This is a genomic window from Pseudoxanthomonas sp. (assembly GCF_035999195.1).
In the GTDB taxonomy this organism is placed as follows: Bacteria; Pseudomonadota; Gammaproteobacteria; order Xanthomonadales; family Xanthomonadaceae; genus Pseudoxanthomonas_A.
The window spans coordinates 114,229-128,020 of record NZ_DASYGY010000007.1 but is presented as its reverse complement, the minus strand read 5'-3'; the positions used below and the strand labels follow the sequence as shown (position 1 = coordinate 128,020).

13 protein-coding genes and 1 other RNA gene are annotated in these 13,792 nt (G+C 55.9%); 6 read left to right on the top strand and 8 right to left on the bottom strand.

Annotated features, from left to right (window positions below; all coding sequences use genetic code 11):
• Nucleotides 1-62 precede the first annotated feature (62 nt).
• Nucleotides 63-159: signal recognition particle sRNA small type (ffs, locus tag VGN58_RS05300), an RNA gene on the bottom strand.
• Between the two features lie 280 nt (nt 160-439).
• Complete coding sequence (locus VGN58_RS05295) at nt 440-1,393, bottom strand: hypothetical protein (RefSeq protein ID WP_327482272.1); 954 nt, start codon at nt 1,391-1,393, stop codon at nt 440-442.
• 613 nt (nt 1,394-2,006) lie between these two features.
• On the opposite strand from VGN58_RS05295, the gene VGN58_RS05290 reads away from it, so the two are divergent.
• Nucleotides 2,007-2,402: an H-NS histone family protein gene (locus VGN58_RS05290; RefSeq protein ID WP_327482271.1), complete on the top strand. Its 396-nt coding sequence runs from the start codon at nt 2,007-2,009 to the stop codon at nt 2,400-2,402.
• 74 nt (nt 2,403-2,476) lie between these two features.
• On the opposite strand, the gene VGN58_RS05285 is transcribed toward VGN58_RS05290, so the two are convergent.
• The 3 genes from VGN58_RS05285 to VGN58_RS05275 are packed head-to-tail and all read right to left on the bottom strand — an operon-like array spanning nt 2,477 to nt 3,919.
• On the bottom strand, nt 2,477-2,797 hold the full coding sequence (locus VGN58_RS05285) for a hypothetical protein (protein WP_327482270.1): 321 nt from the start codon (nt 2,795-2,797) through the stop codon (nt 2,477-2,479).
• Between the two features lie 7 nt (nt 2,798-2,804).
• Nucleotides 2,805-3,167, bottom strand: coding sequence for a hypothetical protein (locus VGN58_RS05280; RefSeq protein WP_327482269.1), 363 nt, complete (start codon nt 3,165-3,167; stop codon nt 2,805-2,807).
• A complete protein-coding gene (locus tag VGN58_RS05275) occupies nt 3,164-3,919 on the bottom strand; it encodes a hypothetical protein (RefSeq protein ID WP_414710752.1) in 756 nt (251 codons plus the stop codon). The genes VGN58_RS05280 and VGN58_RS05275 overlap by 4 nt, the downstream gene beginning before the upstream one ends.
• A 130-nt stretch (nt 3,920-4,049) precedes the next feature.
• Between VGN58_RS05275 and VGN58_RS05270 the strand changes: the two genes are divergently transcribed.
• The 5 genes from VGN58_RS05270 (at nt 4,050) to VGN58_RS05250 (ending at nt 9,411) form a co-directional block, all read left to right on the top strand.
• A complete protein-coding gene (locus VGN58_RS05270; protein ID WP_327482614.1) occupies nt 4,050-4,346 on the top strand; it encodes a transcriptional regulator in 297 nt (98 codons plus the stop codon).
• Between the two features lie 70 nt (nt 4,347-4,416).
• Nucleotides 4,417-5,574, top strand: a complete 1,158-nt coding sequence (gene dndC, locus VGN58_RS05265) for a DNA phosphorothioation system sulfurtransferase DndC (protein WP_327482267.1) — start codon at nt 4,417-4,419, stop codon at nt 5,572-5,574.
• A gap of 19 nt (nt 5,575-5,593) precedes the next feature.
• Nucleotides 5,594-5,809 (top strand): DNA modification system-associated small protein, encoded by a 216-nt coding sequence (locus VGN58_RS05260; RefSeq protein ID WP_327482266.1) that lies wholly within the window; start codon nt 5,594-5,596, stop codon nt 5,807-5,809.
• Nucleotides 5,799-7,877: a DNA sulfur modification protein DndD gene (gene dndD / locus VGN58_RS05255; RefSeq protein ID WP_327482265.1), complete on the top strand. Its 2,079-nt coding sequence runs from the start codon at nt 5,799-5,801 to the stop codon at nt 7,875-7,877. Before VGN58_RS05260 ends, dndD begins: the two co-directional genes overlap by 11 nt.
• 1 nt (nt 7,878) lies before the next feature.
• A complete protein-coding gene (locus tag VGN58_RS05250) occupies nt 7,879-9,411 on the top strand; it encodes a DndE family protein (RefSeq protein ID WP_327482264.1) in 1,533 nt (510 codons plus the stop codon).
• A 21-nt stretch (nt 9,412-9,432) separates the two neighbouring features.
• Here the strand turns inward: VGN58_RS05250 and VGN58_RS05245 are convergent, their stop codons facing one another.
• From VGN58_RS05245 to VGN58_RS05235, 3 genes are all read right to left on the bottom strand, one after another.
• Nucleotides 9,433-10,824, bottom strand: a complete 1,392-nt coding sequence (locus VGN58_RS05245) for a site-specific integrase (protein ID WP_327482263.1) — start codon at nt 10,822-10,824, stop codon at nt 9,433-9,435.
• A gap of 312 nt (nt 10,825-11,136) precedes the next feature.
• The gene (locus VGN58_RS05240) at nt 11,137-12,360 is read right to left on the bottom strand and encodes a DNA phosphorothioation-associated DGQHR protein 1 (RefSeq protein WP_327482262.1); all 1,224 of its coding nucleotides are present in this window, start codon (nt 12,358-12,360) and stop codon (nt 11,137-11,139) included.
• A complete protein-coding gene (locus VGN58_RS05235; protein WP_327482261.1) occupies nt 12,361-12,930 on the bottom strand; it encodes a hypothetical protein in 570 nt (189 codons plus the stop codon). It lies immediately after the preceding gene.
• Nucleotides 12,931-13,792 lie beyond the last annotated feature (862 nt).

Genomic DNA, 13,792 nt, shown 5'->3' with positions numbered 1-13,792 from the left:
ATCGCAGTGATGCCGTCGTAACGGCATGAGTCAGTGAATAGCCAATCCCCGAAAAGGCGGTAGCCCCGCCGGCTGACCTCGGCGCCCGCATCAGTCGATACCGTTGCTGCCTTCCGGCCCTGGCGGGATTTTCGACCTAGCGTCGCGAGGGGCCGACGGGGCCACCATAGACACGAAACCGCGCCGGAGCGCGGTTCGCCGTCGTTCCGCCGAAGCAGAACGCGATGAAACTGGCGGAGAGAGGGGGATCGAGTCAACCCGACCCTAAGTCCTTGATTCTCCTGCAGGACGCAAACCAGGAATGTGTCCTGCCTTGTGTCCTGCCATTGTAGCGGTTCGTCCTCTCAAACCGCCAGTCCACCAAGATCGGCAGTTGTCCGGGAATTAGCTTCCCTCCCTGAGAGAACCGGCGGCCGCTGGTGGCCGTTCCTGAGAATTGCTACGCGCGAGGTCCTTGACGCGATCCTGGCTTGGGCGATGTCTTCGGTTTCAACCCGTGGCGTGCCCGCTTAACCAGCAGACCTCTCGGAAGCGGATCGCGCTCATTGGATAGGACTGCCTTCAGGGAAAGTTCGGGGCAGGCACTGGCTTCATAGACCGTAAAACGCTTACGAGCTTCTGCCACGGTGCGCTTAGTTGTCGAAAGATTGTTCAACGTCAACCAGCCAGGGGCTTCGGCACTAGCGATATCAGCACCTTGGTTCAGCATTTGCGCAAAGCCGAAGTGCTCTCGATTGGCTAGCCTTACTGTCGCAAGTGGTGAACTTGAGCATATTGCCTGGTCTACATCTATTAGAGATGAGAGTGGACAGCAATGAAATCCACCATGCCCGTAGATCAGGTAGTGTGACCATTGGAGCGATTTAATGCCCGACGGTGGAGATTCCACGGGACCCGAGAGTTCCCTTCTGCGAGTGCTCTCTTCAAGTATGGAGATGCTGAAATCCTTCAATCGTGTGAACTGCTTCTCGACTTTAGGGCGACTTGATGTTTCTGGAGAGTTTGAAGATACGTCAAAGCTTCCGGCAATAGACCCACTCTTCTTAGCTTGGAAGATAGCTAGCCGGGATCTTTTCGTGTCAAGCCTTATCAGCAACGCAAAGTCAGCGCCGGTGTCTTTCTCCGCCATTCCATTAGTTGAGTTTTTGCTATACCTCACCCATGAAGAAGATATTCCATAGGGAACAGACAACGCAGAAGCGCATATTGGTGTCGTAACCGAAAACGCTCCCAAGAGTGCGGCAGTTATAGATTCCTCGTCTAAAGAGCTGTGCAAATTTGAGGCGGAGAGCTCAACGACCGCTAGTTGAAATGCGGCCCCTAGGAAGTTTGAGTAAGCTTTGATGCCAAATTCACCGAGGTGATCGACGATCAATTGGTCGGGTGACGACATTGCCATGCTCGCTGGCTCGGATGGCCTTCAATAGTAGCTCCCTGGCGTGTCGGTCTCTAAGGATTTCATCGCGGTAGATTGACTTGGTCCAATCGTTAGAAATTGGGCCATGTCTTTCAGAGAGCTTTTCTACGGCAGACATCCAGTCTTTTATTGGCTCTGCGTCGGGGGCCAGACAGTGGAGACGTGAGAGTCCGCGAGGGTAATTCTTCGCGCCACCGAACAGCCACTTTGCTACAGCCCGAATTTCGCTTTCACTTAGCTGGTCCATGAGTCCAACCAGTGTGGTTACTCTTTGACGAGCGGCTGCCCTCTCAAATGACTTGTTCTTCCAATATACTAGAAGCTCCCTCTTTGAACTGAAGGAGATGACCTTCTCAGGGCAGTCGATATGTGATGATGTCCAGCCGGGATCAGGGCCTCCACGTCTCTTGATCGCTATTCCAAGCTTCGACAAGTGAGCAATAAGTTCGGCGTTCTTCACGGGTGGGGTGGGGTTGGGATTTCACGGAAGCTAAAACGTAATCTCAAATAGTCAAGCGGTATTCGCTAACATTTAAGCACTCGCCATCTCGTTGCATTCAATGAGAGCCGGATAGAAAGGAAAGAACTGATGAGCAAGCCAACCCTGGACTCCATCGCCACCGCCAAGGCCAAACTGGAAGAAGAGCTTCGCAGGCTTGAAGAGCAGGAGAGCCAGCTCCGCCAGCAGCAAGCGGCCGATGCCTTCGCCGAGGTCATGAACTTGCTTGGCCAATACGGGCAGCATTTCAGCGCTAAGCAGAAAGCGGAGCTCGTGGCGGCCGTGGGTGCAAGTAGCCCAGCAAAGGCGAAGAAGGAAGCCGGGACCAAAGAGGTCGCGCCGAAATACTGGCTACCCCACACGCAGGAGACCTGGAGTGGCCGGGGGCGTCCACCGAGGTCCTTTACGGCTTGGGAAGGAACTGCGGCCTACAAGGAGTGGAAGGCGCGGCACCCTGGGGAGAAGTTCCCGAAGTTTCCGGGATAAGCACCGCAACCATGTTGAGCAAGAGGCCCCAGATGGGGCCTCTTCTCATTTCACGATCGGGGACCGTGTTCGTCTCAGGATGCTGAGCCGAAAATTCCAAGGAGCACGAAAAAGATCGTAGGTAGCATGACAAGCGCTCCGATCAGCCCCATAAGGCCGCACGCAGTGATGGCCCAGATCTGGCCGACGTTGAAGTGGCCTGCACTACGTTGTTGGGCTTGAGCCGCAGCTAAGGGATGGAGGCGCTCCGCGCGCCTCCGAAGAAGGCGTGAGAGCACCGGCCCGATGACGAGGCCAAACGGCCCCGTCAGCAGGACGGCGACGCAGAAGCACAGCGTGAACCGTGCCTGCGGGGTCATCATCGAAACGGTAGGTGTGGGGGCGTAGTAGGTCATGGGCGTATCAGGGCCTGTGCGCCGTCCAAGTGCCCGACGCCTTCGAGAACCGGACCGGCTCCGTGAACGGCCGAACCTGGGACGTTCCGGCAATATCCAGCACGATGGAACCGCCCACGTCGCAGACGACTCCGTCCGCCGTCTCCGATTGTCGGCAGCCACTCAAGGCGAAGTCGCGGTATTCCGTGACCTGGACGGCGCTGCCCATGGCCCCTTCGAACTTTGCGGTGATGGCTTTCTTGGCATCGCTTTCAGAGGGCTCATTGCTGCTGCAGGCGGTCAAGATCAGGGCTGCGGAGAGGGCGAGGGCGGCGTTTCGAAAGATGGTCATGGTCTCTTCCTTGTTGAGTAATAGGGGCAGAGCGGTCATTTGTCGCGATTGCCGGCCGGGTCAAACCCACCGATCCACATGCGGACGTCTCGAAAAGGCGTGAGGATTCCTGAGGGGCCCGGGTAGAGGTCTTCTGCTCGCAGGTAGCCCGAGACCCACGCCGCGCTGAGTGCGACCTTCCGGGCCTGCTCGGCCACCCCATCCCGTGACGTGGTGACGTTGAAGGGCTCGCGGGGTGGGTTAGGGCCGCTGGTGCGCTGGTCGCCGGTGTTCGGCTTCCCAGGGCGAACCCGCAGGCCCACCATGAGATCAGCCGTCGCCTTGGTCCGGGCGTTGTCGTTGAGCTCCGCTTCTTCGCCCAGATCGTCCCGGATGGCGAGCGGGGCATCGGCGCAAGCCTGGAAGGTCTCGGTGGTAGATGCGGTTGCGCTGGTCCAGATCCGGGCTTCCACGGTCCAGCAAGGCAGGGACGCTCCCCATTCCTTGAAGCTGAGCGCCACCCGGGGCCAGTCCAGGCGGCCGAGTTGGGCCTGCTGGTGGTCTTCGTTCTTGTAAAGACCATTGATGCGGCCGGCGCCGCTGATGGGGGTGTAGAGCGGGCCTGCGTGGGCTCGGGTGCCGGAGCGGGGCTTGGCCCCCACCATTCGCTCCCCAGCGTCTTTCAGGCTGTCGCCCAGTTGCCGGAAGAAGCCGGGCTTCTGGGTGGACAGGTCCTGGGCCAAGGCCAGCAAAGGGGCCAGAAGCAACGCAGCGGCCATGCTGGCCGCCATCCTTTTCAAGCTCTTCATCATGAAATCCCCTGTAGTCTGTCTGGAGGGTGCTACATTTCATGAAGAGTCTGCCATGCATTGAGGGACCGCGTCATGCTGTTGAATCGACTTTTCAATTGCCGTTCACGTGCCAGAAGCCTCCCCCCGATCATTGTTTGCCGCTCGGCTAAAGCAGGCGCGAGAGCTCCGTGGCATCGCCAGTCAGCGTGCTTTGGGGGTCCTTATGGGGCTCGATAAGAAGCTGGCAAGCAGCAGGGTCAATCGCTACGAGACGGAGGTCAGCGGTATCGATTTGGATGGCCTGGGGAGGCTGGCACAGACACTGGGGGTGCCGACGGCGTTCTTGGTAGCAGAAGATGAGGTGACCGCGACAATCATCCTGGAGCTGTCACGCCTCTCGCCAAAAGAGAAGGCGAACTTGGCCAAGAAGTTACGAGGCGAGACCTAGCTTCGTGGCGGAAGCCTCTGAGCGGCCCTTGAGCCACGTTGGAAGTCCCACCCTATGCGACAATCCTGCCATGAGCATTGCACGCCCCCGTCCGAAGATGGATCCCGCGCTTGGGGAAAAAATCAAGCTAATTCAACAAGATATCCGTGATGAATACCTGGCGGATCATCAACATCCCTGGATAATCGGCTTCTCGGGTGGTAAAGACAGCACCTTGGTCGCGCACCTAGTTTTCGACGTCCTGATGTCTCTCGCCCCGCACGAGCGGACCCGAGAGGTTCACATCGTGTCCAACGATACGTTGGTCGAGAGTCCGTTGGTCATCACGCATATCGCGGCCGTCCAATCTGAAATCGACCACGCCGCGAGTGCGTGGCGGATGCCGATACGAGTGGTTACCACTCGCCCTGACGCAGACGCGACGTTCTGGGTCAACATGGTAGGCCGTGGCTATCCACCGCCCAACCGGTCTTTCCGGTGGTGCACGGATCGCATGAAGATTCAGCCCACGAGCCGCTACATTCGCGAGCAGGCAGCTGCTGCTGGCGAGGTAATTCTCCTGTTGGGCGTCAGGCGCTCCGAGAGTTCAACCCGGGCCGCAACTGTTGCTCGCTACGACAATGGCGAGCGCCTGAATCGGCACAACGACCTTTTGAATTGCATGGTCTTCCGACCCATCGTGGAGTTGTCCACAGATGAGGTGTGGGAGTTCTTGGCATTTAATCCGCCGCCATGGGGTGGAACGCACGGCGCTCTTATCAAGCTTTACATGGACGCAGGGGCTGCAGAGTGCCCTACAGTCCTATCCCAGGACGATGCACCTGCTTGCGGGACCTCATCCTCTCGGTTCGGTTGCTGGACCTGCACGGTGGTGGAGAAGGACAAGAGTCTGATGGGGTTTGTGGAGGCGGGATATGGGGAGTTCACTCCACTGGTTGAATTCCGTGATTGGCTGGCATCAATACGAGATGATCCGCAACGCAGAATGGCGCGGCGCCGGAATGGCCGTTTGACCGTAACCAATGACGGAGTCTTTATTCCCGGCCCGTTTACGCTAGAAACCCGCCAAGAGATTTTAGATCGAGTGCTTGATTTGGAGCACCAAATGAAGTGCAAGCTCATAGAGGAAGGCGAAGTGACGCGAATTCGAGAAATTTGGGCAGAAGACGCAAGCATGTTCGCTACTTGGTCAGTCGATGGCGATCGCGCTATTGCCGGCTTGAAGTAAGGATACTTGGGGGATTTCAATGCCACGTGATGTCGTAACACTCTTCGCGCAGGACGCGGGGAAGAAGCTGATTCGTAAGCACTGCCGCCAGATTGGCTTGCCGATCGAAAGCCTCCGCCGCCTCGTCGAAGAGGTGGTTGATAAGAGCACGATGCAGCGTCGTCATGGCCTATGGGAAGCCTTTGATGAAGTATTAGGCGAAAAGGATGACGAGGAGGTCGACAGTGCATCTTGAGTCGATTTCACTGCGGGATTGGAAGGCTTTTGAATCAGCCACATTTGAGTTTCCTGCGCCAGGAAAAACTAAGAATGTTGTAGTCATCGGCGGTAGGAATGGATTCGGCAAGACGTCATTGTTCGAGGCATTGGCGCTCGGTCTTTTTGGGCGTGATGGTCTCCGTTTGGTCCTGCGCGCCGGAATGGCCAGTGACGACCAAGGGCGTGCGCAATCCTTTAAGGACTTCATGGAGAGAGCGCTGTTTGGAAACGCTCTTGCCAATGGGCGAAACTCTTGCCGCATTGGTCTGAAGTTCATTGATGATGCCGATGAGCCCATCTGGATCGAGCGGACCTGGTATTTCAACGATCATGGAAAGCTGAAGTCGGGCGATTCTGCTGAACAGCTGACTATTTTCCAAGGCGTGGGTCGCCGTGTTGTCGGGCCTGGCCGAACTGAGCACGACATAGATGGCTGGTATAGAGACTGGCTGTCGAAGACATTCATCCCGACTTCGTTGGCCGGCTTCTTTCTTTTCGATGGTGAGTCTGCCGCCGTCTACGCAGAGCGCGACATGGGCTCGCAAGTTCGAGAGGGCATCGAGGGGCTGCTCGGTCTGAATTGGCTGAAGCAATTGCAGAAGGATCTGCGCGTTTATGCCACCACGAAACGAAGTCAAGTTCCGAAAGGCGTTAGCAACGAAGCGATTGCCGACCTCGATGCGGCTGTTTCAGCGATGGAGGAGGAGCTCGCGCGTTGCGATGAGCGGCTCCAAGCCATCGAGACTGACCTTAAAGACAATGAAACGCTCCGTGACGCCCTCACACGTGAGCTGGGCTACGGTGCTGGGACGAGAGCTCAGCTTGAAGAGCTTACGCGAGAACAAGCCGATCACGAGAAACGATATTCGGCTGCGCAAGACAAGCTCGCTGTCGCGGCACAAGCAGATCTGCCACTAGCCCTGGCTGGCGGCGTGCTCTTGTCGCGAGTGGAGGCCAGGCTCGATCAAGAGTCTCGTCTCGATCAGTGGGAGGCTGCTCTTTCGCAGCGCGACAGTCGGACCGCGAGCGTATTAGAGTTTTTGGACGAGCTACTGCCGACCGTCGACCCCATGCTGCTTGAAAGACAGATTGGAGGCGTGCGTGTCGCTGTAGAAAAGGCGTTGGAGCGACTCTGGTTCCCGCCGCCAGGGGATGTAGCAGATTCATTCCGGCATCCTCATGCGCGCGGTCCCATGCTTCAACGGGTGCTTGATCGCTTGAAGGAGGCTAAGGCGATCTCCTCCTCTAGCATCGTCGAGTTGCTGGAGACGATGGAGAAGAGTTCGGCGAAGCTGCGAGAGATATCGGTAGCTATCCGCTCTACGGAAGGTGCAACTCCCCAGATTGAGGAGAAGCGAGACCAGCTGAATGAGGTCAACACCAAAGTAGGTTTGTTGAGAGAGGAGCGCGGGACGCTGACCAATGTTGTCAAGTCGCGCGGCGCCGATCTAGAGCAGAAGCGTAGGGAGTTGGGCCGACTTACCGGACATCTAGATCAGTCAGAGCGCCCCGCTCAGTTGGCTGCTCGCGCGGAGCAGGTTGCTGAGATGCTGGGTAACCTAGTGGATGAAGCTTGGCCGCTTCAGTCAGAAGCGGTTGCTGAGGCCATGACGCGTGGCATCCGGGCAATGGCTCATCGCAATGACTATCTGCGCGATGTGACTATCAATGAAGAGGGCGACGTTGAGCTTGCCTCCCCAGACGGTCGCGATCTACGCCAATACGATCTGTCCGCGGGCGAGAAGCAAATCTTCACTCAAGCGCTGTTTTCCGCTATCGCTGAGGTTTCTGAGCGAGCCTTCCCCCTGGTGATAGATACTCCGCTGGGACGGCTCGATGAAAATCATCGCTTGAACGTGCTCAAGCACGTCACGGGTCGGAGAGGTCAGGTCATTCTGATCTCAACAGACACCGAAGTCGTCGGAGCATTCTTGGCTGCAATCCGAAATAAGGTCGCGAAGTTCTACATCATTAGGAATAAGGTTGAAGGTGGCGTTGCTCGAAGCTGGTGTGAAGAGGGTTACTTCGACGGACAGGAAGTTTGAGATGAGCACTGAAAGTATGAGCGACCTGACGTTGGAGGTAGTGGCGGGGGCGGCTTTTCGCTCCACCGCCGAAACCGATGAGCTTTCTCAACGAGTGAAGGATCGACTTGGGTTTGGCTCTTTCAACATTCCGGCGCGCCTTGCTATTGCAAGGTCACTCGCCATTCCAGACATGCCCCCCAAGGCGGAGGGAGAGACAGGTCGGACCATCAAGGGTGATGTCCTTTTTGGATCTGGCGCGGACTTGGCTGCTTGGGTGTCCCTCCTTATCGAGCACGCAGGGAACGCGTTAACCATAAAGGAGTTGCAAGGGTGCGTGCAGCGCCATTGGGCAAGAGGCATGAAACTTCTGGCCGAAGAGCTGAATGCGTCGAATGGAGATATAGCAGAGTTCTGGCGTCGCTTGGCTGAGAGTGCTTTGCCCGAAGTCGCATCGGGACAGGGCCGGCGTGATGCGATCGGCCCTACCTCAGTCATTAGCAAGGGGCCGCTCCCTGTGCGCCTTGGAGAGGTTGGAAAGGACGTGGCGTCCGATGAGGAAGTGATTTGGACTCTCAACGCTCCAGGCGGTAGTCCGCATAGTGCATTCATGGGTGGGGTCGGCAGTGGCAAGACTAGAACGGCTGCGTTTGTCCTGCGGTCGATTGCTGAACAAACAGGCGTTCCATTGCTAGCCTTCGATTTCAAAGGCGACATGGCGGACCGGCACAATGCACTGGATAGAGCTTTCGGGGCAGAAGTGCTTTCTCCGCCCAGTATTCCTATTCCGCTCGATGTTTTTGCCCTAACCGATAAAAGCAAACATGGTGTGGTCACGACCGCTCAGCGCTTGCGCGATAGTCTAAGCAACCTTAAGCAAACCAAGTTCGGAGATCAGCAGCGTAGACGTCTGAATGATGCGCTGGAGGAGGCGTTGCGGACTCGCCATCCCTGCACGCTGGAGGACGTTAAAGAGTGTCTGGAGAACGCTTATGCTGCGGCCGGAGCAAAGGAAGACGGCGCGATTTCGACCCTGGTCGATCTTTGCCGGTTGCCACTCTTTGAGCCAGTTATGAAGCCCGAAGAGTTCTTCTCTAGGTCGTGGATCATCTCGCTACCTGCAAATGTGCCCGAACTCGTGCGTGTCACGGTAGTTGCGCTGTTGACTGATGCGCTTGAGCGTTACATCAACTCACAGCAGGACTCGGAAACTGACGCGCAGGGAAATCGCTCTTTGCGAGTGTTGTGCGTGATCGATGAGGCGCACCGAGCTCTGGAAGCGCGACTACCTGGCCTCTCGAATCTCATTCGCCTCGGTAGGTCGAAGGGCGGGGCGGTGATGCTCATCTCCCAAAAGCCGGACGATTTCGAAGGAGAGGACGATGATTTCCTGTCGGAGATGGGGCTCTTGGTTTGCTTCGGAACTAATGCGCGAGAGTCATCAGTAAAGAGGATTCTGGGCCCAGGCGCATCTCTAACTTCTCTGAAGAAGGGGGAGGCCTATGTCCGTGCTCGTGGTGATGCTAAATCGCGTAAGGTCCTTGCATGGAAGTAATTTGTTCCTCGAATCTTTAATTCAAGGATAGAACTTGCTCGGATCGCTTAGTTCATTGGCGAACTGTCCACGTCGATAGGCCGGCAGGTCTATCGGCGGTCGATAGGCGGCCAGGACTTTGATCTGCTTTGTTCGCGCCAATGCAGGCTTTTTGTGGAAATAGGCCTCGTGCAAGACGGGCACCCTTTTGCTGAGCGAATGGCCTGTGACCAGGGCGATGTCTTCGTCGGACACGCCCTGATGGTGCAACTCAGTGGCAATGGTGTGGCGGAAAGCATGGAAGCCAACGCCTTTCGGAAATCCTAATGCTTTCATGTAAGCGCTGAATTGGTTCAGCGCAGCCTGGCTGTATCGGGCGTTGGTTTCGCCAGTCTTCTTGTTGATGCCGGCCGAGAGGTGGGGGAAGAGGCGCGGGTGGCCGCACTGGCGTATGTCTGCCAAGAAGTCGAGAAAGCCGGCATCCAGCAGGGGTTGAGGGATGGGCAGCGTTCGGATGGCCGCCTTTCCTTTCACGCTTTGTCGGCTGCGCCCCCGGTTCCTGTGGGCCAAGTCCGGATCAACGGTCTTCTGGATACGAATACACCAGACGCCACTTTCCTGGATAACGTCCGTCAGCTTCAGTTGCGCGGCTTCGTTGATTCGGACGCCGGTATAGAGCCCGATCATCGGCAACCACCAACGGTGTGGATACTTCTTCGCCCATGGAATGTAAGTTTCAGGCGCAAAAATGCGTTGGAGATCGGCCTCGTCGAACAAGCGCTCAGGCTTGTTGGGGTCAGTCACCAGGTCCTTCTTGATCTCATCAAATGCATCCATGGGGGACGCCGGAATGGCTTTCGTCTTGGCCAGCCTCTTGAAGAAGGTGGACAAGAAGCGCCGGTGCTTCTCGAACGTGGCAGGGGCGGGCGGCTCCACGCACAGTTCCTTGCCTCGAGCCACTGCTTGCTCAAAAGTGAAGTTGCGATACAGCGGGTCTGACAGCAACAAGGGTGGAGACCACCGCATCAAGTCCCACAGGCGATAGATGTGGGCGTGGTCGATCCGGGAGACGGGGATGTCTCCGCATGCCATCCGCAGCAGGGAGAGTGAGCGAGCCGTGGCTTCCACAGTGTCCTGTGCCAAGCCGCGGTTTTGACGGTCCTGCAGGTAGTCGGAAACCTCGATGGAGAGCAAGCGGGCAGGAGTTCCGACCGGGAGGGGTTCGGGATAGCGGGTGCCGTTCTTGGTCACTCGCGAGCGTCGGGCTCTTTCGTGGGCAGCGTTGAGGATCTCCTGGGCGTGGATGGCAGCTTCTCGTCCAGTGATGACCAGCTCCTCGACACGAAAGCTTCCGATGCGGACGTTGAGCATCCGCAATGTGTCGCCTGGCTGGGTGAGGTAGTGCTCGAGAGCCTTCGAAGTGGGGTCTGCCATCGCTGCTGCTTCCATTGTTCCAATGGAAGTAGTCATAAAACGCCAGCCGGATTCGTCAATGAAAAACCGCGACTTCGTTAATGACCTTAGGCGTTGCCAATCTGTCGGAAGTTATGCGATTGAGGTGGCGAAAAATTCCGTGGTTTAGTCAGAGTTGGATCTGTTGCGATTCAATACGTTAAGGTGAAAGGCGCATGCCGGTCCGTGGAGTCATTTGTGTACTGTTTAATCGCTCGTAGCTAACAAACAACCCACCACAACTCAGTCAAATGTTAACAATAGCTTAACAGAAGCTGAATGCCACAACTGCTACTAGGCTGCAATTGCGTCCTCTATCGCGTTGCGGATAGCAGTCCTGCCAGAACCCGAAGCATTGTGAAAATCTTGAGCGGAAAAATCGATGGTTGATGCCGGTCGAAGGAAGTTAGCGAAACGCTCGGTGCGAATATCCTTGTTGGCGATGATCTCCCCTATATGGTTTCGTAGAACATCAAAAAGTGCTTGAACTCCAACCGTTCGTGTTATGAATGAAGAAGAAGGAGCCTTTGACCAGAATATTTCTTCACAGGCAACAAGATAGTTCTTCACGATCTCGTATATGACGGCATCGTTTCCTTCAATGTATAGCTCTCGGAGCGGTGTTCTATCCTTTCGTGCAGCACGAAGAGAGGTTCTCTGGTGGCCGTCAGTCGTCATCAGATAATTCGAATCTTTCTTAGGATTGCTGGTGAATAGTCTCATTATTCCTTCGACAATTACGGCTGTGGACACTTTCCATTTCTTATTGTCGACGATCGATTCGAGCATTTTATCGCGCCTAGGGGCGATGATGATCCGGCCCCGCAACGGAGATTCTTGCTCTGTCGCCAACTTTCTAGCTAGGAAAACAGAAAGCTTGTCGGGGCTCCAGCGGTCACTTGTCTCCTCGGATATGTTGTATCCAAAAAGTTCGAAGGTGAGGCTCTTGTCAACTGGCTTTTGAGTGGAGTTTATGGTGGCAAAGAGTTGCGCTTGGTATGGCTTAGGCAGATCGAGGAAGACAGAACAAAGTAGGTTCATGCCACGTCGATCAGCAAGCGCCTTAGTGAACGCAAAAAGTCGATGCTGTCCATCAATAATGGCTGCCAACTTCTCGGGCGTCGGAATGGTTAGATACAGAATCTCGCCCTGGCCGCTTGGGTCCGCCTGCGAATCAATCGTCCAGCGCCGATCGGCGCCGCGATCGGAGTCGCCTCCCTCCGGACCTTCCTCTAAAAGACCGTCTTCATTTCGATAATTAGCGGCCAATATTATTGAGTTAGGAAAAGCCGAGTCTGCTCTATTAATAAAATCAGCTATGGGCTCAAGTCTTTTAGGTTGAGGTAGCCTTTGAGTTCCGTCCAAAGTGTAGGTCCCTGAGGCTTCATCGAAGCTCGCACTAAGGGCGTCGCTGAAAGACACATCCAATAGCAGTTCGGCGGGAAGGCTTGCTGCATAAAATGAGCCCATCGGTTGCTCTATTAGCAATGCGGGCGTCCTGTATGGATATTTAATCATCTAGGTGTTCCAACCCGTTGTGTCGCCGTTGAGTCGTGCGCGAGGGTTGCCCCCGCCTACCGGCGCATCAAGATCAATTTTATCCAGCAAGTCTTCTTGCTTTGCGTTAGCGATCCACCACACCCAAAGTGAAAGCAGAGACATCAAAACGCCCAAACTTATCGCGCAAGTATTTGAGACGCGAGAGGGAAATATGAGTAGTGCCGTTACTAGAAAGCAAAACAACAAAAGAGCTGCGACGGAACGAAAGTGTTTCGAGCTTTCTGCCCATATCAGCTGCATCGCCGAGGTCCCCGCAACTGCTGGGAAGAATGTTATGAACGCCGTTCTGAGAGTGTTGGTTGAAAGCTCTTCAAGTGCGCCTTTGGCGTCCTCGGCATGGTTCACTGGAACAAGCGCACTATAGAGCTCGAGCCAAATACCTAAGCCTCCAAGTCCAACAACAGCTAACGAGAAGAAGATGACAAAGCTGGGATGTCGGAGTGGTATTTTTGTCCTCTTAACCATTTCCTCGCCGATATCGAAGAATAGTTTCCATTCCGATGGCGTTGCTGTGGTTTCCTGGCTCACGACAGTTCCAGAGGTTGTTGTAGAGTGGGCTTGGTGGTGCGTTCGGCGAAGTGTGATGCGCCGAGGCGCATTCTTCAAGTTCTCGAGAACGGCACGGAATTTCGGGGCTAAGGGGGCGCTACTAAGTGCGCTCTTCTTCATCACGATAAAGCGCTCCTAGGTCCCCAAATCGAGGTGTAATTTTGTGCGCCATACAAACTACATAGTGGCTAGCTATAGCGAACTGCCAGCACAAGCGCCTGCCGCCTTTGGTGGCCGCTCCCTAGGCGGGTGACTGTGGTGTTGATGTTGTTGACTGCGTGGAACCAGATCGATTCAGCTGTGAAAACTGATGCTGATCGCCTTGCATGATCCTGGTTCGTATGTGTGCGATACCGGCGTCTTTCGCACTTCGGATCTGGCCGGGATCCTTACGCCTTTCCTGATGAAGTAGAAGTGCTCCTAGGAGTTCGGTGTCTTCAAGTGCTTCCGTGCCCGAGAGGAACACGAGCTCCGCTACGCGCGCTCGTCGGCGAATTTCATCTCGCTTCGCCTTGGCTTTTGCTTTCGAGTCGCGGCGTTGGCTCGCCAAGAGTTCCCGAACCTGGAGCTGAGCAAGCTGCCGGGTGGCTCGCTGGATTCGATCATGGTAGTGGTTGGGTGCTGTCATTCCGATCTCCAGTTCTAATCTAGTTTGAGTGAAACAGGCAGATTGGCTGTGTCAAGTTCTTAGAGGGCAGGAATTTTGCGGGACATTCAACCTTCTCTGTTTCTGAAGAAGCGGAGCCGGAACAGGTGGGGCAAGAGCGCACTTAGGCATTCCTACGGAATGCGTGCGCCAAGGGCTTCGCCCCTGGAACCCCAAGCCGTTCCCGGCTTGCGT